Below are 19,624 nucleotides of genomic sequence, written 5' to 3'. Positions count from 1 at the left end.
TACGGCGGTTATAGCGGCAGGGAAACACCCGGTTACATTCCGAACCCGGAAGTTAAGCCTGCCAGCGCCGATGGTACTGCACCGGGGACGGTGTGGGAGAGTAGGACGCCGCCGGACAATCTTTGTGGAGGGCCATCCCATTGGGGTGGCCCTTCCGCATTTTCTGGGGGGTTGACCATCACCCCCCCTTTTTTTGTTTGTGGTGTTGGGGGTTGCCCCGGCTGTGGTTGGCCGGGGCCTTCGCATGTCCGGGGTCGGCGTGTCCGAGCTTTCGCGCGTAAGGAAGTGACGCGCAAGCAGCGATGCGGGAGAGGCGGACCGGCTGGGTGGCGCGAGCAGTGCTGCGGGAGGAGCGGAGCGGGCGGGAGGGAGGACCGCAGCGAAGGCCCAGCGGAGCGGGTTTCGCGAGGACCGGACCTTCCGGCCGGCGCAGTGACGTCCCAACCTCGACGTCTCAGCCCCGGCGTCCTGACCCGACGTCCTAACCCTGACGCCCTGGCCCCGCCGTCCCAACTCGTCCGACCACATCACCCCGAGCCACTGGACGTCCGGCGACGCCATGATCGTTCGACACTCTGAGGCCTTCTGCGCTGGCATCCTGGCGGGACAGCCCATGCCCCGCCCCGCCTTGAGCCTCAGAATGCGATCAACGGGTCCCACGGTGTGCGCCTGCCCCAGGCCGAGGGGTGGTCGCTAACAGGACTCACAGATGCTCTTGCACGGCGGACGCGAGGTGCAGGAGATTGGGTGCAGGAACCGAGGGCCGAGTACGCGCCCGCGTTCGGCGAGCAGGCGCCACCGCGTGAGCCGAGGCGTCGCTGCCATGGTGAGACACAACCGCATGAGGTGAGGCGTCGCTGCCGTGAGGGGGCACCGATGCCGTGAGCCGAAATTCAGAGGCGGGGGGCCATCGACCGCGCCCATGCACGCACGAGAGAATCGGCGGGTGCTTTCTGGACAGATTACGGCCATGGGTAGGCCGCTTCCGGCTCGAGAGCGCGTGGGCGAGCGTTGCCTGCCGTTCGCGACCGCAGCGACCGCCGGGGTCGGATCACGTCCCCGTGCGGGCTGCGTGCCGAGAGCCGGCAGCGGCTGTCTGCCCGCGGTGTCACCGGTGTCTCCTACCGGCCGCGAGCTCGGAGATGCGGCCCGGCTTCGCCGTTTCCGCCAGCTTCACGATCTTCTCCGGCATCTCCCCGCCGGCCTCGTGGAAGGCGAGCGGGACGCGGGTCTGCGCCGCTTTGAAAGCCGGCGGACGGTCGAAATGAGGCGCGATATCGATCTCCGAGGAGGCGCTGCGAGGAAAGAGTTTCCTCTGGCTGTTCCCCCAATTGCGACCACCGTCGTTCGCGGAGCGGCCTCCCGAGAACGATCATCAGGCGCGTCGCGTCGTTATCGAAAATGCTTTCGAAATGCAAATTCCCGAAGTCTCCATCCGCAATTCGATCTTCATTGGGCCGCGTCTCGATTCGCGCGCCTGGGCGGCGGCACTCTGGGCTCTACCTGCAAGATCGTATTTCGGGAACCAGGCATCGGTGGCGTCCGTTGTGATCTACTGAAGGCGTGCCGTCGTACGAGGTGACTGTGAGAAATGTTTGCGATGGGTTCCATGGGGTAGGCGGGTTCGCGAGTTACCCTGGAAGGGCTGACGAATTGACGATGAAGACACACTTACCCGGCCTCCACATTATCCAGCCAACAACACTTAAACGGCCGGGCGTGTCGGCGGGGGTTCGCTGAATCGTCGATTACGGTCCCGTGTGTCGGGACGAGCCCGGAAAAGGACAAGCCGGAAAAGGACGAACCGATGGGGGCTGTGCGCAAGGTGGCGAGCTACCTTGGCCTGGGTGGGGCAGAGCAGTACGACGACGAGGCCTACGCCGAGGACGAGTACGAGGACGACTGGATGCCGGCGGCCGAGCGTGCCGCCAAGCGCTGGCAGCCCAATGCCGACCCGGCCCGTATTGTCATGGTTCGCCCGCAGAAGTATGACGACGCCCTGACGATCGGCCGGCACTTCCGCGAGGGCCACACGGTGGTTATGGATGTGGCGAGCATGTCGACGGCGGAGGCCACGCGAATGGTGGACTTCGCCGCAGGCTTGGCCTACGGCTGCGAGGGGCGTATCGAGCGGATCGCGGACAAGGTCTTTCTGATCACTCCAGCGACGGTGGAGGTCTCCACCGCCTGATCTGACTGAAGCCGGCTGATCCAGATGAGCCGGCTCCGATCCTGTGCCCGCCGCCCACCCGGTCGGCGGGCACAGTCGTGCGTGGCGCTCCCTATACGGCCTGCGGACCCGGCGTCGACCGTCTCCCGCACGCTCCGGTGCGGGCGTCGACCGTCCCTGTACGCCCCGGCGTCAGGCGTCGACCGGGTCCGGCACTCCACAGGGGCGGCGGCCTCTATGCGGCGCGCGGACCCCGGCGCAGGAGCGTGGACAGCTCAGCCAGGTCCCGGTCGGCGTCAGAGGCGCGCTCCTCCGACTCCCTGGCGTACTCATGCAGGGCCCAGACGGCCTTGTCGGCGAGGTCGCCGAGCTTGCCCGCCCGTGTCTGGACGAACCGAACGTCTGCGTGCTCCCGGACGCGGTGACGCCACAGCAGATGCCCGCCCACGGCGGCGACCAACAGGCCGACGAGGGCGAGCGGCGGCGAGATCACGAACCCGCCGGCCACGACGACGACGGCGAGGACCAGGAGGACGTATCCGGGCCAGGGACGGGTGCGCTTCGGCACGCACTCGGTGACGAGCTGCTGCTCCGCGGCCGCCATCGACTCCTGGTCGGGGCCCTCGGGTCTGAGCGTGATCGGATAGCCGAGGATCGGCACGTCCATCGTGTCGGGCGGCGGCTCGCGCACCACCTCGACGAGAGACTCCGCCGCCCCCCTGACCGCTGGCGCCGCCACGTGCAGGGCGAGCGCGGCCATGTGGGGATCGGCGTCCGGCGCCAGGTCCTGCAGCAGATGTCCGGTGAGCGAGCTCAGCGGCCCTTCCTGACCGCCCTGGCCGGCCAGCGCGCGAAGCACGGCCAACGGCTCGTCCTCGGCCCATACGGTGCCGCGTACGACCTTGGTGACCTCGCCGGCCTGCCGGGTGGAGGTGATCTCGGTGCAGCGGTCGCGCAGACGGCGCAGGGTGACCGACGCCCGCAGCGACCGCTCGATCTCGGCGACCTTCGCCAGCTCGGGGAACGCCTCAAGAGAGGCGGGCACGGACGTCTCAGGCAGAGCGGGCACGAGGGCCTTCAGCCACCGGTCGTCGGTGGCCGGCACGTTGACCGCGTCGAGCTTGCGCAATACGAAGATCTTGCCGACCGGTCCGTACGCCCCGCGGGCGGCGGCGAGCCACAGCGCCCGCTGGCCGGACGTCACCGGACGGTCCTCGGACAGGTCGCCGAAGGCGGTGCCGAGCCAGGACGCGTGGATTCGGTCGCCGTGACCGCAGACGGCGAGGGCGAGGCACAGGAACAGGGCGGTCCGCCGCTCGTCCAACTCGTTGGCCAGGGCCAGCGGCTCCAGGGCGTCCTTGCCGGACCTGATGAGGACGAGGGCCCCGACCGCGGGCCCCAGCCAGTATCCCGGCACGTCGGTGACCCCCGGCGGCAGGTCGGGCGCGGTCCCGTCCGCCGCCAGGCTGACGATCAGTGCTTCGGCGTAGCGGTGCAACTCCGTGGCCTCGGCCAGATTTCCTGGGTCCGGGCTCGTGGTCAGGTCCATGCTCACGCGGAACGCTCCCCGAGGAGTCGGCTGGCACTCCCTTGACCGCGCCAGACTAGACGCTTGGTGTGACAGTCATGGGCGAGGCGCGCCGTGAAGGGGTCTGACCCGCGGGAACCGGCTTCCTCCGTGTCCGCCGAAGCGGAATCCGGCACCCCGCTCACATCCGCTCGGGGACTTCGATGCCGAGCAGGTCGAGCCCGCGCAGCAGCACACGCAGGGTGAGCGCCGACAGAGCCAGACGCGACTCCCGTACGGACTCCTCCTCGGCCTTGAGGACCGGGCAGCTCTCGTAGAACGAGGTGAAGGTCTGGGCCAGGTCGAACAGGTAGTTGCACAGCCGGTGGGGCTCGGACAGCTGGGCGACGGCGGCGACGACCGAGCCGAAGCCGAGCAACTGCAGCGCGAGCGCCCGCTCGGCCGGATGGCCCAGTGTGATCGGGCCGGTGACCGACTCCGGCTCGACCGCGCCGTTGCGGAAGATCGACCGGATGCGGGCGGTGGCGTACTGAAGGTACGGCCCGGTGTTGCCGGTGAGGGCGAGCATGCGGTCGAAGTCGAACACGTACTCGCTGTCGTGGCTGACCGACAGGTCCGCGTACTTCACGGCGCCCATGCCGACCTGACGCGCGATCTGCCTGCGGGCCTCCGCGTCGTATCCGCGGTCGGCGATGACGGCCTCGGCCCGGACGACGGCCTCGTCCAGCAGGTCGGTGAGCTTGATCGACTCGCCGCTGCGGGTCTTGAACATCTTGCCGTCGCTGCCGAGCACGCTGCCGATCTGGACGTGCTCCGCCTTGACGTCGTCGTGCAGCCAGCCGGCCGTACGCGCCGCGGCGAAGACCATCTGGAAGTGGAGCGACTGGGTGGCGCCCACGACGTACAGGATGCGGTCGGCCTTCAGATCGCGCACCCGGTAGCGGATCGCGGCGAGGTCGGTCGTGGCGTAGCCGTACCCGCCGTCGCTCTTGCGGACGATGAGCGGCAGCGGCTGGTCGTCGCGGCCCTTGAAGCCGGGCGGGAACACGCACAGCGCGCCCTCGCTGATCTCGGCCACGCCCGTGCGCTCCAGCTCGTCGCAGACGTCGGGCAGCATGGGGTTGTACATGCTCTCGCCCGCGATGTCGTCGTCGGTGAGCGTGACGCCCAGCGTCCGGTACACCTTGCGGAAGTAGCGGTTGCTGTACTCGATGAACTCGCGCCACAGGCGCAGGGTCTCGGGGTCGCCGCCCTGCAGCAGCGGCACCCGGCGGCGGGACCGCTGCTGGAACTCGGGGTCGTTGTCGAACTTGTGCCGCGCCGCCTGGTAGAAGGCGTTGCCGTCGCCGGCGGCGAGCATGCCGAGCGCCGCCTCCTCGCCGATGTCGAGGAGGTGCTCGATGAGCATGCCGAACTGCGTGCCCCAGTCGCCGAGGTGGTTCTGCCGGATCACCTGGTTGCCCAGGTGCTCGTGAGTGCGCGCGAGGGTGTCGCCGACGATCGTGGTGCGCAGGTGGCCGACGTGCATCTCCTTCGCGGCGTTCGGCGCCGAGTAGTCGACGATCACGGTCTGCGGGGCCGGCTGCGGCACGCCGATGCGCTCGTCGAGCAGCCGCCGCGCGGCCTGCTCGGCGATCCAGCCGTCACGCAGCGTCAGGTTGAGGAACCCGGGCCCGCTGACCTCCACGCTCAGGTCGGCCGTGTCGAGGTGGTCGGCGATGGTCTGGGCGACCTCCCGCGGGGCACGTCGGAGCCGCTTGGCCAGGCTGAGCGCGACGTTCGCCTGATAGTCGGCGAACTGGGAGGGCCTGATCAGCGGATCTTCGGTGGCGTGCTCCGGACCGAAGGCGGAACCCAGCGCCTGCTGGACCCGCTCGGTGAGCACGAGCTGCGGGTCGGTCATGGACCAAGCTTATCGGCGTGCGCCTTCGGCCCGCCGTTCCATATTCGGCGGTCACCAGCGGCGGTGCGACTTGTTGGTGGTGGCGACCCGCTCACCGATCCTGGCGATGATGCCCTGGGCCGACAGGCGGGCCGCGAGCTCGCAGGCGGCGGCCACGCCGCGCGCCCGCGACGAGCCGTGGGCGATCACGACGGTGCCGTTGAGGCCGAGCAGCACGGCGCCGCCGTGCGCCTCGGGATCGAGCCGGCCGGCCAGCTCCCGGAGCCGGGCCCGCTGCAGCATCCCGCCGAGCCTGGCCACCCGGCTCTCCGCGAGCGTCTCCCTGAGCTGCTCGAAGGCGTACCGCACGGTGCCCTCGACGGTCTTGAGCGCCACGTTGCCGGTGAACCCGTCCGTGACGACCACGTCGACCTTCCGGGTGAGCAGGTCGTGCCCCTCGATGTTGCCGGCGAAGTCGATGCCGGGCGTGGCGGCGAGCAGTTCGTGGGCCCGTTTGGCGAGTTTGTTGCCCTTCTCGGGCTCGGCGCCGATGGTGAGCAGGCCGACGCTGGGACGCGGCATGCCGAGCGCCGTCTCAGCGTACGCCACGCCGAGGTGGGCGAACTGCACCAGCATCTCCGGCTTGGCGTCGGCCGTGGCGCCCGCGTCGAGCAGCACGGTCGGCTGGGGCAGGGTCGGCAGGCCGACCGCGATCGCGGGGCGTACGACTCCCTGCTGGGCCCGCAGCCGCAGCCGGCCGGTCGCGACGACGCCGGCCGTCGAGCCTGCGGACACCACCGCGCAGGCGTCGCCGCGCCGCACGAGGTGGCAGGCGATGGCGATGCTGGAACGGGGCCGTCTCAGGCTCGCCAGCGCGCCCTCGTCCATCGCCAGCGCCTCCTCGGCGCGCACGATGGGGATCTCGCTGACCGCGTCGTGCCGGGCGAGCTCCAGGTAGAGCACGCGGGGATGGCCGACGAGCACGACGGGCACATTCCGCTCCCGCACGGCCTGTACGGCTCCCGCGACGATCTCTCCGGGTGCGTTGTCGCCGCCCATGGCGTCGAGGGCCACGGGCAGCGCACGGCCGGTGGGCTGCATGGCCGCATCGTAGGCCGTCAGCGACGGGTCCCGCGGTAGACCACGATCTTGCCGAAGCGCGCGTTGCCGGTGACGCGGATCAGCGGGCCGTCGCCGTCGTCGTCCCCTCCGGTCACCGAGCGTTTCGAGAAGACCGCGTTGCCCTCGTCGGCCACCCTGGCGTTGGCCGGCACGGTGACGATGAGCTTGCCGCAGAAGGAGTTCAGCTCCAGCGTCACCTCACGGCCGGGCAGGACCGCGTCGCTGAGATCCACGATCAGCGCGCCGAAGACCGAGTTGAGCTCGGTGTGCCGCCCGGCGACCCAGCGTCCGCGCCGTATGATCTTGCTGAACACCGCGGAGACCCGGTGTCTTTCGGTGGGGAGCGTGGCCGGGAGGTGGGTCGCGCCGGGCAGGTCCCTTGTCAGGGGCGCGAGGTCGCCGACGGTCACGGCGCTGTAGGTGGCGTCGAGCCGGTCGGCGTGTTCGATGCTCGTCAGGCGGCCGGTGGCCAGCGCATCGCCGAGTACGGCCGCGATCCGGTCGCGGTCGGCGTCCGAGGCGCGTTGTGCGGGATCGTCGCCCGCGTACGGTGTGAGGGAGGTCACCTCGCCAGCGTAGCTCTTGTCGAGATATGTCGCGAGAGGGCGGGTTCGGGAGCGCCTCCGGACCGGCAGGGTCACGACGTCCGTCGGCGCGTCGCTAAAAGTGAGCGGAAAGATCTGCCGTCGAGCCTGGGCGCCGTGTTTACCGTCGCTTTCTCCGGAGGCGGGATTGGGGTGACCGCGAAGTGGGCCTCCGATGCTCGATATACCGACTTGTCCGGCACAGTGCTCGCCGGGCATCCCCTGGTCAGCAGGGCTTTCCACCGTGATCGGCAGTGATAGAAATGCCGACGTCTTTGTCGGCATGCTCGCCGACGCACGGGGGTTCTTGGGTTCGTCATTCCCACTCTCGTGAAAAGGAATATGAACCGGGGGCAAGTCAATGAAACAAGTGGTTAGGACAGCCGTCGTCGCCGTCACGATCGGTATCGCCGGCATGCTGGCGGCGCCCGCGCAGGCCGACGTGTGCGCGCAGAAGTGCACGGAGCACCGGGTCACGACGGTGGCGAGGCTTCTGGCCGATCTGCAGGGCACGGCCGTCGGCGGGGCGACGGGCGGCGTCGTCGCGCAGGCCGACGCGGCCGCCGAGGTGGCGGTGAACCTGACCGCTGACATCAGGGCCGACCTCGTCGCGGTCGCCAGGCTCAGCGGCACCGTCACAGCCGGCCTGTCCGCCGAGGCGAACGCGCAGATCAGCGCGGCCGCCGACATCGCGGCCGACATCGTGGCCGACGCCGCCGTCACCGTCGAGGCCAACGTCGTCGCCCGGCTGGAGGCCCACCTGTCGGCCGTCCTGGTCGCGGTCGCGGACGTCAACGCGGCTCTCGCAGCCAAGGTGAACATCGCCGCGGGCGTCGTCGCCCAGGTCGGCAAGCCGGTCGTCGCGGTCTCCGGTCAGACCGCTGCCGCCGTGGACGCCTCGGCGGCGGCCGTCGCCACCGTGGGTGCCGCGGTCCACGCCGGGCTCAACGTCACCGCCAGGCTCAACGCGCTGCTCAGCCTCAAGGGCGCCGCGGCGGCGACCGCCGGCAGCGCGGGCGGCCTGCTGGCGCTGGTGCCGTGCGAGACTCCGGCGGACGGCGCCATGAGCAGCACCCAGGCGACGGCCACCGAGGCCGCCGCCCAGGCCGACGCCAACGCCCACGCGGTCACCAAGACCATCCGGAACACCACGGACGCACCGGCGCAGGGAGCCGCCGCGACCGCGGGGGCCGCGGCCGAGCTCGCCACCTCCGCGTCGGCCACGGCCGACGCCGCCGCGTCGAGCACGACCTCGTCCGCCCCGGACGCGGTGGCCGGCGTCGCGCCGACCGGACGCCAGGGTGGGTACGGCAAGTGAGCCACGCCTGAGGGCCTCGGTCGTCGTTGCGACGACTCGCCGAGCGGCATCGAGGTCACGGGTACGGCAGGACCATCGGAAAGACGTCGATGACGAGAAGCGGCCGGCGCCCCCGAGGGGCGCCGGCCGTCCGGCGTCGCACAGAAGGTGTGCGTCGCAGAGCGTGCGCGCAGCGGATCGGCACCGGATCGGTACCGGGGCGGTACCGGGGCGGCCGGTGCCCGGTCGCATGCGGCAGGGCTCGACCGGCCCTCAGTTGGGCGAGGCCGGCGAGTCGAACCGGGCGCGCAGGTGGGTGCGCCTGGCGATCTGGGCCTGCAGGCGGGCCATCTGCCAGTGCAGCTCGATGAGCTGCTCGGCGATCAGCCCGACGGGAAGCTCCGAGGGATCTTCGGTGGCCAGGTTGTCGATCGCCGTCGCCAGGTCGCTCATCTGCCCTCCCCTATGTCGAATCTCCGTTCGAATCATAGTGGAACAGGCAGCCCTCTCGCATCAGGTTTCGTACACAGGTGCGATAAAGCCGCGGGCGACCGTGTTGGCGGTGACGTTGAAGCCGACGACGGCCGGCGGCGTGCCGGTGTCCACGCCCAGGGACTCCACACTCAGGGCGTGCACGGCGAACAGGTAGCGGTGCGGGTGTCCGGGGGGCGGCGCCGCCCCACCGTACTCCTTGGTGCTGAAGTCGTTGCGCGCGTGCTTCGCGCCCTCCGGCAGCCCCTTGAAGTCGGGGCCGTTGCCCGCGCCTGCCGGCAGCTCGGTGACGGTGGCCGGGATGTCGTACAGCACCCAGTGCCAGAAGCCGCTGCCCGTGGGCGCGTCGGGGTCGAAGCAGGTGACGGCGAAGCTCTTGGTGCCCTCGGGGGCACCCGACCAGCGCAGATGAGGGGAGATGTTCTGCCCGCTCATGCCCCAGTCGTTGAACACGTGGGCCTCGGGTAGCCGCTCGCCGTCGCGTACGTCGTCGCTCTCGACGGTCAGCGCGGGCACCTCGGGCAGATGGTCGTACGGGATCGGTGGCGGGGTCGGCACGGTCACCCCTCCGTTTCTCTCAGGCCTTGTTGTACGCCTCCAGGACCTCCTGGGGGTCGCCTTCCATTCTGATCTTTCCCTTGTGCAACCAGATCACCCGGTTGCACGTCTCCTCGATCACGTCGAGGTTGTGGGCGACCAGGAAGACCGTTCCGGCGGCGTCGCGCATCTGCTTGATGCGCTGCTGGCTCTTCCGCTTGAAATCGCGGTCACCGGTGGCGAGGGCCTCGTCGATGAGCAGCACGTCGTGCGTCTTGGCGGAGGAGATGGCGAAACGCAGCCGGGCGCCCATGCCGGACGAGTACGTCGACATGGGGAACTGGACGAAGTCGCCGATGCCGGAGAAGTCCACGATCTCGTCGTACTTCTCGCGTACCTCGCCCGGCGTCATGCCCATCGCGTAGCAGCCGAGGATGATGTTGCGCTCGCCCGTCAGTTCCTTCATGAGGGCCGCGTTGACGCCGAGGAGCGACGGCTGCCCGTTCGTGTAGACGGCGCCCTTGTGCGGAGGCAGGAGACCGGCGATCGCGCGCAGCAGCGTCGACTTGCCCGAGCCGTTGCGGCCGATGATGCCGATGGCGTCGCCGTGGTGGGCGACGAAACTCACGCCCTTGACGGCGTGGACCTCCTTCATCTGCGGCCGGCCCTGCCGCCGCAGGATCCGCATCAGCGCGCTGGCCGCGTTGCCCTTCTCGGAGTCGCCGGACGAGCCGTACACCTTGTAGATGATGTGGAGGCCGTCGACGATGACGGTCGGGCTTCCGGCCTTGGGATTCTGCGGGTTCTGCGTCTGTGGGATTTGGGGTGCCACCTGCGACAGCTCCTTGGTCGGCTCAGCCACGGCCGTACCTCTCCTCGGCCCGCCAGAAGTACCAGAAGCCGACGATCAGTGCGAACACTGCCCAGAATAGACAGGTAACCCACGCCCAGCGTTCGGGGAACCGTTGGTAGATCAGCAGGTCGCGCATGAACTCGATGTAGGCGGCGGCCGGGTTGAACTCCAGCACCCACCTGAGGATGTCCGGCAGGTCCTTGGTGCGGTCGTCGATCGCGTAGAAGACACCGGAGGCGTACAGCCAGGTGCGGGTGATGAACGGCAGCAGCTGGTTCATGTCCCGCATGAACGCGCCGAGGCGGGCCATGAACATGCCGGTCCCGATGTTGAAGACGAGCTGCATGAGCAGCACGACCGGGATCAGCAGCCAGAGCCAGCTCACCGGCTCTCCGGTGACGAGCACGAGGAGGACGAGCACGGCCATGGAGTAGCCGAGCTGCTGGAGCTCCTGGATGGTGTACGCCAGGGGGAGGGCGGCCCGGGGGAAGTGGAGCGCCCGGATGAGGGACAGGTTCGACGAGATGGACTTCGCCCCGCTGATCACCGTGCGCTGGGTGAAGGTGAATACCATGACCCCGGTGATGAGGAACGCCGGGTAGTTGTCGATCTGCTTGCTCTGCCCGAGGATGACGCCGAACATCAGCCAGTACACCGCGGCGTTGAGCAGCGGGGTCAGCACCTGCCAGAGCTGGCCGAGCATCGACTCCGAATACTTGGAGACGTTGCGCGAGGTGGCGTACGTGAGGATGAAGTGCCGCCGGTCCCACAGTTGGCGCAGGTAGGCGGGCATGCTGGGGCGTGCGATGGCGCGTCGTAGTCCGTGACGCTCGGCGAGCGCGGCCAGCGACTCCGGGGCTCGGCCGCCACCCTGGGCCTCCGCGAGCGCGGATTCCGGCTGGCTCATGGCATGGACTCTATTGGATGGAGGTCGATGGGACGGCTGTCGCACCGGACGTGGCTGCGACTGGTCAAAGGTAGCCCAGGACATCCTGATCCGGGGACCAGGGGCGCGGGTGTCGCCTCGGCCTTCGATCCAAGGACCGGCCGTCTGTGGGTATATGTACTGCAAAGAGGAGTTTGATGCCGTGCAGGGCATTTAAGGTTGGGCTCACAGGATTTGTGCGTGTGACGCCCGACTGACGCACGTGTGACCGAACTGCAACGTGCCGGAGACTCGTCTGGTGCGTCCGGTGAGGGATGCTCCGGACGACTGGCAGGACGTCAGCTGGTTTGACGATGCCCGGCAAACCGGGTTCTTACCAGCGTGAACGCCCATCCTTAGAGGGAGGACCAATCCACTATGCGCGTGACTAAGGGCGCGAAGATCGCCACCGGCACCGCGCTGCTTGCGCTCGGCGTCGCCGCGTGCGGCGGGGGCGGCGGGGGTGGCGGTTCCAGTAGCGGAGGCGGGGACAACCCCCGGGCCGCGACCGGAACCGTGTTCATTCGTGGTTGTGAGCCGCAGACGGGTTTCGTCCCCGGAAACATCAACGAGACCTGCGGCGGCACGATCAACGACTTCGTGTACAGCAAGCTCGTCAAATACAACTCGGACACCGCTGCTCCCGAGCTCGACCAGGCCGAGTCGATCGAGACCACCGACAACAAGGTGTGGACGATCAAGCTCAAGTCCGGCCTGAAGTGGACCGACGGCACGCCGGTCACCGCGAAGAACTACGTCGACGCCTGGAACTACACCGCGTACTCGCCGAACGCGCAGCTCGGCTCGTCGTGGTTCGCCGACATCAAGGGCTTCGACAAGGTCAACACCGAGGACCCCGACGGCCCCGACGGGCCGAAGGAGGCCCCCAAGCCCGAGACCGACAAGCTGTCCGGTCTCGAGGTCGTCGACGACCTGACCTTCAAGGTCACCCTGAACAACCCCATCGCCGTGTTCCGCACCAAGCTGGGGTATTCGACCTTCTCGGCGCTTCCTGACGCGTTCTTCAAGGACCCGAAGGGCTTCGCGCAGAAGCCGGTCACGAACGGCCCCTTCAAGTTCGTGCAGTGGGACCACAACTCGCAGATCATCGTCGAGGCCAACCCCGACTACGCCGGGCCGGAGAAGCCCAAGGTCAAGAAGATCGTCTACAAGATGTACAAGGACGACAACGCGGCCTACGCGGACCTGGTCTCCAACAACCTCGACTTCACCGAGCTGATCCCGCCGTCGGCCCTCGCCGGCGACAAGTGGAAGACCGACCTCGGCGACCGGGCCATCGACGGCCAGCAGGGCGTCATCCAGACGGTCACCTTCCCGCTGTACGACAAGGAGTTCGGCGGCAACGCCGACTTCCGCAAGGCCGTGTCGATGGCGATCGACCGGCAGACGATCACTGACAAGATCTTCAACAAGGGTCGTTCCCCGATCAACGGCTGGGTCTCCCCGATCGTCGAGGGCTTCAAGGACGGCGCCTGCGGCGAGCTGTGCACCTACGACCCCGCCAAGGCCAAGGAGTACCTCGCCAAGGCCAAGGCCGCGGGCTACACCCCGCCGGCCGAGTTCCCGATCTGGTCGAACGCCGACGGCACTCACAAGGAGTGGATCGAGGCCACGGTCAACAGCATCAACCAGGCCTTCGGCGCCGACGCCGGCGTGAAGTTCGTGCACAAGGACATGCCCACCTTCGCCGAGCTGCGTGACACCATCACCCAGCACAAGATCAAGGGCGCGTTCCGCACCGGCTGGCAGATGGACTACCCGCACATCGAGAACTTCATGAACCCCCTGTATAAGACCGGCGCGTCCTCCAACGACGGTCTCTACAGCAACAAGGCGCTCGACGCGAAGCTGCACGAGGCCGACACCGCGACCGACCCGGCGCAGTCCAACGCCCTCTACCAGGAGGCCGAGGCTATGCTGCAGCAGGACATGCCCGCGATTCCGCTGTGGTCGTACGGCCTGCAGGCCGGCACCTCCAAGTGGGTGACCGGTGTCAAGGTCACTCCCTTCGGCGAGCTCGACCCGCTGTCGATCGCGATCAAGGAAGCGTAGGGACAGCTCGTACGTGATTCGCCCGAGGCCGGTTCCCCACCGGGACCGGCCTTGTGGGCTGTTCATCTGCGTTCCCCCGTGTTGACCCGCGGGGGGCGCGTGTACGACCTTTAGCGTCAGATCGGAGGTGCGCATGGGCCGATACGCGATCCGGCGCCTGCTGCAACTCGTGCCTGTCGTGCTGGGCACGACTTTCATCATCAACTACATGGTCTGGCAGCTCCCGGGTGACCCGTTCGCCGGGAGATGCGGTCAGCGTCCCTGTCCCGACGCCTACGTCACGGCCATGCGCGAGCAGTTCGGCCTGGACCAGCCGCTCCTCGTGCAGTACGGGAACTTCCTGAAGAACCTGGTCACGGGCAACCTCGGCGTCGACTTCAACAGCGTGTCGGTGGCGAGCCTGCTCGGCGACGCCTGGCCCATCACCATCAGGCTCGCGCTGATGGCGGTGATTTTCGAGGCGGTCATCGGAATCGGCGCCGGCGTGCTGTCGGGCCTCAAGCGCGGCGGCTTCATCGACAACGTGGTGACGATCTCCACGCTGTTCCTGCTGTCGCTGCCCATCTTCGTCACGGGCTACCTGCTGCAGTGGCTGCTCGGCGTGCAGCTCGGCATCATCACCCCGACGGTGACGGACGAGGCGACGGTGCCCGAGCTGATCGTCCCGGCGCTGGTGCTGGCCAGCCTCAACATGGCGTTCACCGCGAGGCTGACGCGCACGAGCATCGTCGAGAACCTGCGGTCCGACTACGTCCGCACCGCCGTCGCCAAGGGACTGAGCAACCGCCGGGTGGTCGCGATCCACCTGCTGCGCAACTCGCTCATCCCCGTGCTGACGTTCCTCGGCACCGAGGTGGGCTCGCTGATGTCCGGCGCGATCATCACCGAGGGCATCTTCAACATCCACGGCATCGGCGGTCTGCTGTGGCGGGCGATTCTGGACCAGGACTACACGGTCGTGGTCCCGGTGGCCACGCTGCTGGTGCTCGTCTACCTGCTCGCCAACCTGCTCGTCGACCTCCTCTACGGCGTGCTCGACCCGAGGATCCGCTATGAGTGACCCGACCGCGACGCAAGACCTGATCAAGGGAGCGGACGAGCCGGCCGCGAGCCCGGTCGCGGTGCGGAACGGCCAGCGTGGCCTCTGGAGCGACACCTGGGACATCCTGAAGCGGCGCAAGATCTTCTGGATCTCGCTCGTGATGCTGATCGTGTTCCTGCTGATGGCGGCCTTCCCGTCGCTGTTCACGCACAAGGACCCGGAGTACGCGACGCTCGCCAAGAGCATGGAGCTGCCGAGCGCGGACGCCTGGTTCGGTTACGACCTTCAGGGGCGCGACGTCTACGCCCGCGCCGTGTACGGCGCCCGCACCTCGATCATCGTGGGTGTGCTGGCCACGCTGGCCACCGTGATCCTCGGCGGCCTGACGGGCGTGCTCGCGGCCTACTTCGGGCGCTGGCTCGACGCGGTGATCTCCCGCGTCGGCGAGATGTTCCTCGGCCTGCCGTACGTGCTGGGCGCGATCATCATCCTCGGCACCGTCGCGCCGGCCCAGTCGAACCCCGGCAAGGCGACGATCATGGCGGTCGTCATCATCGTGCTCGCCCTGCTGGGCTGGCCGATCCTGATGCGCATCGCCCGCTCGGCCGTCATCCAGGCCAAGCACCAGGACTATGTGCAGGCCGCCAGGGCACTGGGAGCCGGCCCGCTCCGGATCATCTTCAAGCACCTGCTGCCGAACTCGCTGGCGCCGATCCTCGTGTACTCGACGATCACGATCGGCAGCTACATCGGCGCCGAGGCCACGCTGTCGCTGCTCGGCATCGGCCTGCGCTCGCCGGTCATCTCCTGGGGCATCGCGATCGCCGACCACGCCTCGTACATCAGGACCGCGCCGCACGCCATGTTCTTCCCGGCCGGGTTCCTGTCCCTGTGCGTGCTGACCTTCGTCATGCTCGGCGAAGCCGTACGCGACGCCCTCGACCCGAAGCTTCGATGAGGAGGCACAGCGAGTGACGGAAGTGCTTTCCGAGCAGATGGGCAGTGGCTCCCACGCTGGCGCCCTGCTGGAGGTGGACAACCTCCACGTCGAGTTCCGCACCCGGGCGGGTGTGGCCAAGGCCGTCAACGGCGTCACGTACAGCGTGGACGCAGGCGAGACGCTCGCGGTGCTGGGCGAGTCGGGCTCGGGCAAGAGCGTCACCGCCCAGACCATCATGGGCATCCTCGACATGCCCCCCGGGAAGATCGCCGGAGGCGAGATCCGCTTCCGCGGGGTCGACCTGCTCAAGCTGCCGGAGGACCAGCGCAGGAAGATCCGTGGAGAGGGCATCTCCATGGTCTTCCAGGACGCGCTGTCCGCGCTGAACCCGGTCTTCCCTGTCGGGTGGCAGATCGCCGAGATGTTCCGCATGCACCGCGGCACGTCGCGGGGGGAGGCCAAGAAGAAGGCCATCGAGCTGATGGACCGGGTCAGGATCCCGGCCGCCAAGGAGCGGGTCAACGACTTCCCGCACCAGTTCTCCGGCGGTATGCGACAGCGCATCATGATCGCCATGGCGATCGCGCTCGACCCGGAGATCCTGATCGCGGACGAGCCGACCACGGCGCTCGACGTGACCGTCCAGGCCCAGATCATGGGCCTGCTCGCGGAGCTGCAGCGCGACAGCAACATGGGCCTGATCCTGATCACCCACGACCTCGGCGTCGTCGCCGACGTCGCGGACAAGATCGCGGTCATGTACGGCGGGCGGATCGTCGAGAACGCCCCGGTCTACGACCTGTACAAGAACCCGGCCCACCCCTACTCCAAGGGGCTGCTGGAGTCGATCCCCAGGGTGGACCACAAGGGTCATGAGCTCTACGCGATCAAAGGCCTGCCACCCAACCTGCTGGAGATGCCGACGGGCTGCGCCTTCCACCCGCGGTGCCCGTACCGGCGGGACAACTGCGTGACCGACGCGCCCCCGCTGTACACGATCAGTGGCACCCGCGGCAGCGCCTGCCACTACTGGAGGGAGGTCATCGATGACGGCGAACACTGAGTCGATCCTCGAGGTCCGCGACCTGGTCAAGCACTTCCCGCTCACCCAGGGCGTCGTCGTCAAGCGGCAGATCGGTGCGATCAAGGCTGTCGACGGGGTCTCGTTCGACCTGCACCGGGGTGAGACGCTCGGCATCGTCGGCGAGTCGGGCTGCGGCAAGTCCACCCTGGCCAAGCTGCTGATGGCGCTGGAGCGGCCCACGTCGGGCTCCGTCCGCGTCAACGGCAAAGACATCGCCGCGGCCAAGGGCGGCGAGCTCAAGCGGATGCGCCGCAACATCCAGATGGTGATGCAGGACCCCTACACCTCGCTGAACCCGCGGATGACCGTCGGCGACATCGTGGGGGAGCCTTTCGAGATCCACTCGGACGTCGTGCCGAAGGGCGGTCGGCGGCGCCGGGTCCAGGAACTGCTCGAAGTGGTCGGCCTCAACCCCGACCACATCAACCGCTACCCGCACCAGTTCTCCGGGGGTCAGCGCCAGCGCATCGGCATCGCCCGCGGTCTGGCGCTCCAGCCTGAGATCATCATCTGCGACGAGCCGGTCTCCGCGCTCGACGTGTCGATCCAGGCCCAGGTCATGAACCTGCTGGAGCGGCTGCAGAACGAGTTCGACCTCGCCTACATCTTCATCGCGCACGACCTGTCGGTGGTCCGCCACATCTCCGACCGGGTCGCGGTGATGTACCTCGGCAAGCTCGTCGAGCTGGGCAGCGACGCCGACATCTACGACAGCCCGACGCATCCGTACACCCAGGCACTGCTGTCGGCCGTGCCGGTGCCCGACCCCGAGGGGCGGGAGACCCGCCAGCGGATCATCCTGCAGGGCGACCCGCCCTCGCCGGCCAACCCGCCCTCGGGCTGCCACTTCCGCACGCGGTGCTGGAAGGCGCAGGACATCTGCGCCGAGCAGACGCCCGCGCTCGAGGTGCGCCCGGGCAGCGACCACCCCAGTGCCTGCCACTTCGCGGAGGCCCGCGACGTGGTGAACGCCCAGTAGAACCGGCCGGGTCAGCGCCCGGGCGACAGCCGTACGTGCGCGCCCGGGGGCAGACCCAGGCGGTCGGCGGCGTCCCCGGCGTTGATCGCCATCGCGACCAGGCCGGCGGAGTCGGTGAACGCCACCAGGTCGCCGGGCGGCACGGCGGTGAACGTCTCCCGGAACGGGACGGAGATCTGGCGGCGCCCCAGCCACACGGCCAGGGTGTCGCCGAGCCGTACGCCGAGCTCGGTCAGGTCGGAGGCGGTGATCGACAACTGGACGTTGCCGTGCCGGTCCACCGACAGCACCTCGCCCTCGGCCGTGCCGTCCCGCAATCGGCAGGTCGGCGCGGGCAGGGTCACCAGGCGGTCCACCGGCATCGGCGGTCCCACGTCGGCGACCGCACGTCCGGTGCACAGGTGGGCGGCCACCGGCGCGAACAGGTCCCGTCCCGGGAAGGTCGGAGAGACGCTGGCCAGGAACAGGTCCTTGTTCGTCATCTCGTAGGCGGCATCGGCGCCTCCGGCGGCGCGGACGGCCCAGGAGAGGATGCCGTTGTCCGGCCCGAGGAACACCCGTCCCCCCGCCTCCACGGCGACCGGGCGCCGGTTGCCGCCCACGGCGGGATCGACGACCGCCAGGTGGATGCCGGCCGGGAGGTAGGGCAGGGTCTGCGCGAGGATGGCCGCGCCGCGCCGTACGTCCCCGGCGGGGACGAGATGACCCACGTCGATGATCCGAGCCTGCGGAGCCATGCCCGCGATCACGCCGTGGCACGCGGCGACGAACCCGTCCTCCAGCCCGTAGTCAGTCAGAAGCGTGATTACAGAGCTCACACCACGTGACATTACGTCTGTCCTGCCCGTCCTGAACACCCCGGGTTCGTCTCGCGGGCTTGGCATTACCATGGGACGGGCCCGCGAGCCGATCGAGGAGGAGCCGATGGACACCGAACCGGCCGGCGGCGACGGGCTCGACCTCTCGGACCGCGACCGCGAGATGCTCGCGTTCGAGCGCCAGTGGTGGCGTTACGCGGGCGCCAAGGAGCAGGCGATCAGGGAGGCCTTCGGCATCTCGGCGACCCGGTACTACCAGTTACTCGGGGAGCTGATCGACCGGCCCGAGGCGCTGGAGCACGACCCCATGCTCGTCAAGCGGCTGCGCAGGATGAGGGCCGGCCGGCGGCGTGACCGCTCGGCCCGCCGCTTCGGACTCAACTCCTAGATCTCCCTTCGTACGCATGCTTCCCGCCCTCTGGGCATGAGGCCGTCGAGGCGTACGCACCCGACCCCTTCGGAGTGAGGCTCATGACCCTGCCCGCGCACGCGGGACTCGACGCGATCGTCGCCGATCCGGCCGGCGCCGTGATCGGGCTCGACTACGACGGCACGCTCTCCGCGATCGTGCCCGACCCGGCCGCCGCCCGCGTGCACCCCGGCGTGCCCGGCGTGCTGGCCGCCCTCGCCCCGCTGGTGCGCACCGTGGTGATCGTCACAGGCCGTCCGCCGCGTACGGCTCTCGCCCTCGGAGAGGTCTCCGGCGGGCCGTCCCTCGCCGACGTGCCCGGCCTGGTGATCCTCGGACACTACGGCCTGGAGCGCTGGGAGGACGGCCGTCTGACGGCGCCGCCGCCCCCGCCGGGGCTCGACCTCGTCCGCGCCCGGCTGCCCGAGCTCACGGCGGGCCTCGACGGGGCGTGGATCGAGGACAAGGACCGGGCCGTCGCCGTGCACACCCGGCGGTGCGCCGACCCCGCGGGGGCGCTACAGGCGCTGCGCGGGCCGGTCGCGGCGCTGGCCGAGGAGGCCGGGCTGGCGGTCGAGCCGGGCCGCATGGTGCTGGAGCTGCGGCCCGCCGGAATGGACAAGGGCAGAGCCCTGTCGGCCTTCCTCGCCGAGCGGGACGCCCGCTCGGTCATGTTCGTCGGCGACGACCTGGGGGACCTCGCCGCCTTCGACGCCGTCGAGTCGGCCGGGATCCCCGGCGTACGGGTGTGCAGCGGGTCCGCGGAGGTGACCGCCCTGGCGGAGCGTGCCGACGTGGTGGTGGACGGGCCCGACGGCGTCGTGGCCTTCCTCGGCGACCTCGCGGCCGGTCTCGGCAAGCCGTCTGCAATCGGCCCGGCGTAGGTTCC

General features: G+C 69.1%; 18 protein-coding genes and 1 rRNA gene. 10 read left to right on the top strand and 9 right to left on the bottom strand.

Going from position 1 to position 19,624, the window contains the following annotated elements; genetic code table 11:
* Positions 1 to 117: ribosomal RNA gene (gene rrf / locus FLX07_RS29880) — 5S ribosomal RNA — on the top strand.
* A 1,690-nt stretch (positions 118 to 1,807) separates the two neighbouring features.
* A complete protein-coding gene (locus FLX07_RS29875) occupies positions 1,808 to 2,191 on the top strand; it encodes a cell division protein SepF (RefSeq protein ID WP_142575021.1) in 384 nt (127 codons plus the stop codon).
* Positions 2,192 to 2,405: 214 nt separating this feature from the next.
* Here the strand turns inward: FLX07_RS29875 and FLX07_RS29870 are convergent, their stop codons facing one another.
* The 4 genes from FLX07_RS29870 to FLX07_RS29855 all read right to left on the bottom strand — a co-directional run bounded on the left by FLX07_RS29870 (position 2,406) and on the right by FLX07_RS29855 (position 7,268).
* Positions 2,406 to 3,719, bottom strand: a complete 1,314-nt coding sequence (locus FLX07_RS29870) for a hypothetical protein (protein ID WP_142575036.1) — start codon at positions 3,717 to 3,719, stop codon at positions 2,406 to 2,408.
* Between the two features lie 160 nt (positions 3,720 to 3,879).
* Positions 3,880 to 5,601 (bottom strand): arginine--tRNA ligase, encoded by a 1,722-nt coding sequence (gene argS, locus FLX07_RS29865; RefSeq protein ID WP_142575020.1) that lies wholly within the window; start codon positions 5,599 to 5,601, stop codon positions 3,880 to 3,882.
* Positions 5,602 to 5,652: 51 nt separating this feature from the next.
* Positions 5,653 to 6,681: a phosphate acyltransferase PlsX gene (gene plsX / locus FLX07_RS29860; RefSeq protein ID WP_142575019.1), complete on the bottom strand. Its 1,029-nt coding sequence runs from the start codon at positions 6,679 to 6,681 to the stop codon at positions 5,653 to 5,655.
* Between the two features lie 17 nt (positions 6,682 to 6,698).
* A complete protein-coding gene (locus tag FLX07_RS29855) occupies positions 6,699 to 7,268 on the bottom strand; it encodes a DUF1707 SHOCT-like domain-containing protein (RefSeq protein ID WP_229689947.1) in 570 nt (189 codons plus the stop codon).
* 388 nt (positions 7,269 to 7,656) lie between these two features.
* Here FLX07_RS29855 and FLX07_RS29850 point away from each other — a divergent pair, with 388 nt between their 5' ends.
* On the top strand, positions 7,657 to 8,604 hold the full coding sequence (locus FLX07_RS29850; protein ID WP_142575018.1) for a hypothetical protein: 948 nt from the start codon (positions 7,657 to 7,659) through the stop codon (positions 8,602 to 8,604).
* Between the two features lie 252 nt (positions 8,605 to 8,856).
* On the opposite strand, the gene FLX07_RS29845 is transcribed toward FLX07_RS29850, so the two are convergent.
* The 4 genes from FLX07_RS29845 to FLX07_RS29830 are packed head-to-tail and all read right to left on the bottom strand — an operon-like array spanning position 8,857 to position 11,372.
* Entirely contained in the window at positions 8,857 to 9,036 is a 180-nt protein-coding gene (locus FLX07_RS29845) for a hypothetical protein (protein WP_142575017.1), read from the bottom strand.
* 60 nt (positions 9,037 to 9,096) lie between these two features.
* The gene (locus FLX07_RS29840) at positions 9,097 to 9,633 is read right to left on the bottom strand and encodes a YbhB/YbcL family Raf kinase inhibitor-like protein (RefSeq protein WP_142575016.1); all 537 of its coding nucleotides are present in this window, start codon (positions 9,631 to 9,633) and stop codon (positions 9,097 to 9,099) included.
* 19 nt (positions 9,634 to 9,652) lie between these two features.
* Positions 9,653 to 10,432 (bottom strand): ABC transporter ATP-binding protein, encoded by a 780-nt coding sequence (locus FLX07_RS29835; protein WP_142575034.1) that lies wholly within the window; start codon positions 10,430 to 10,432, stop codon positions 9,653 to 9,655.
* Positions 10,433 to 10,466: 34 nt separating this feature from the next.
* Positions 10,467 to 11,372 (bottom strand): ABC transporter permease, encoded by a 906-nt coding sequence (locus FLX07_RS29830; protein WP_142575015.1) that lies wholly within the window; start codon positions 11,370 to 11,372, stop codon positions 10,467 to 10,469.
* Between the two features lie 396 nt (positions 11,373 to 11,768).
* On the opposite strand from FLX07_RS29830, the gene FLX07_RS29825 reads away from it, so the two are divergent.
* The 5 genes from FLX07_RS29825 (at position 11,769) to FLX07_RS29805 (ending at position 17,508) form a co-directional block, all read left to right on the top strand.
* On the top strand, positions 11,769 to 13,463 hold the full coding sequence (locus FLX07_RS29825; RefSeq protein WP_142575014.1) for a peptide ABC transporter substrate-binding protein: 1,695 nt from the start codon (positions 11,769 to 11,771) through the stop codon (positions 13,461 to 13,463).
* 133 nt (positions 13,464 to 13,596) lie between these two features.
* A complete protein-coding gene (locus FLX07_RS29820; protein WP_142575013.1) occupies positions 13,597 to 14,523 on the top strand; it encodes an ABC transporter permease in 927 nt (308 codons plus the stop codon).
* On the top strand, positions 14,516 to 15,463 hold the full coding sequence (locus tag FLX07_RS29815; protein ID WP_142575012.1) for an ABC transporter permease: 948 nt from the start codon (positions 14,516 to 14,518) through the stop codon (positions 15,461 to 15,463). The genes FLX07_RS29820 and FLX07_RS29815 overlap by 8 nt, the downstream gene beginning before the upstream one ends.
* Before the next feature lie 13 nt (positions 15,464 to 15,476).
* Positions 15,477 to 16,508 (top strand): ABC transporter ATP-binding protein, encoded by a 1,032-nt coding sequence (locus tag FLX07_RS29810; RefSeq protein WP_280116559.1) that lies wholly within the window; start codon positions 15,477 to 15,479, stop codon positions 16,506 to 16,508.
* A complete protein-coding gene (locus FLX07_RS29805) occupies positions 16,492 to 17,508 on the top strand; it encodes an ABC transporter ATP-binding protein (protein WP_142575011.1) in 1,017 nt (338 codons plus the stop codon). Before FLX07_RS29810 ends, FLX07_RS29805 begins: the two co-directional genes overlap by 17 nt.
* A gap of 11 nt (positions 17,509 to 17,519) precedes the next feature.
* Here FLX07_RS29805 and FLX07_RS29800 read toward each other — a convergent pair whose 3' ends face one another.
* Positions 17,520 to 18,326: an SAM hydrolase/SAM-dependent halogenase family protein gene (locus tag FLX07_RS29800; protein ID WP_229689946.1), complete on the bottom strand. Its 807-nt coding sequence runs from the start codon at positions 18,324 to 18,326 to the stop codon at positions 17,520 to 17,522.
* A 106-nt stretch (positions 18,327 to 18,432) separates the two neighbouring features.
* Between FLX07_RS29800 and FLX07_RS29795 the strand changes: the two genes are divergently transcribed.
* Both FLX07_RS29795 and otsB read left to right on the top strand, forming a co-directional pair.
* Positions 18,433 to 18,714 (top strand): DUF3263 domain-containing protein, encoded by a 282-nt coding sequence (locus FLX07_RS29795; protein ID WP_079319307.1) that lies wholly within the window; start codon positions 18,433 to 18,435, stop codon positions 18,712 to 18,714.
* A gap of 83 nt (positions 18,715 to 18,797) precedes the next feature.
* A complete protein-coding gene (gene otsB, locus FLX07_RS29790) occupies positions 18,798 to 19,619 on the top strand; it encodes a trehalose-phosphatase (RefSeq protein WP_142575009.1) in 822 nt (273 codons plus the stop codon).
* Positions 19,620 to 19,624 lie beyond the last annotated feature (5 nt).

The organism is Microbispora bryophytorum (genome assembly GCF_006874465.1).
GTDB classification, from domain to species: domain Bacteria; phylum Actinomycetota; class Actinomycetes; order Streptosporangiales; family Streptosporangiaceae; genus Microbispora; species Microbispora bryophytorum.
Note: the sequence above shows the minus strand (reverse complement) of the source record. Positions and strands in the feature narration are given on the sequence as shown.

Coding starts and splice junctions, on each gene's coding strand:
- FLX07_RS29875 (WP_142575021.1), top strand. CDS start 1,808: ATGGGGGCTGTGCGCAAGGTGGCGAGCTACCTTGGCCTGGGTGGGGCA.
- FLX07_RS29870 (WP_142575036.1), bottom strand. CDS start 3,719: ATGGACCTGACCACGAGCCCGGACCCAGGAAATCTGGCCGAGGCCACG.
- argS (WP_142575020.1), bottom strand. CDS start 5,601: ATGACCGACCCGCAGCTCGTGCTCACCGAGCGGGTCCAGCAGGCGCTG.
- plsX (WP_142575019.1), bottom strand. CDS start 6,681: ATGCAGCCCACCGGCCGTGCGCTGCCCGTGGCCCTCGACGCCATGGGC.
- FLX07_RS29845 (WP_142575017.1), bottom strand. CDS start 9,036: ATGAGCGACCTGGCGACGGCGATCGACAACCTGGCCACCGAAGATCCC.
- FLX07_RS29830 (WP_142575015.1), bottom strand. CDS start 11,372: ATGAGCCAGCCGGAATCCGCGCTCGCGGAGGCCCAGGGTGGCGGCCGA.
- FLX07_RS29825 (WP_142575014.1), top strand. CDS start 11,769: ATGCGCGTGACTAAGGGCGCGAAGATCGCCACCGGCACCGCGCTGCTT.
- FLX07_RS29820 (WP_142575013.1), top strand. CDS start 13,597: ATGGGCCGATACGCGATCCGGCGCCTGCTGCAACTCGTGCCTGTCGTG.
- FLX07_RS29815 (WP_142575012.1), top strand. CDS start 14,516: ATGAGTGACCCGACCGCGACGCAAGACCTGATCAAGGGAGCGGACGAG.
- FLX07_RS29805 (WP_142575011.1), top strand. CDS start 16,492: ATGACGGCGAACACTGAGTCGATCCTCGAGGTCCGCGACCTGGTCAAG.
- FLX07_RS29795 (WP_079319307.1), top strand. CDS start 18,433: ATGGACACCGAACCGGCCGGCGGCGACGGGCTCGACCTCTCGGACCGC.
- otsB (WP_142575009.1), top strand. CDS start 18,798: ATGACCCTGCCCGCGCACGCGGGACTCGACGCGATCGTCGCCGATCCG.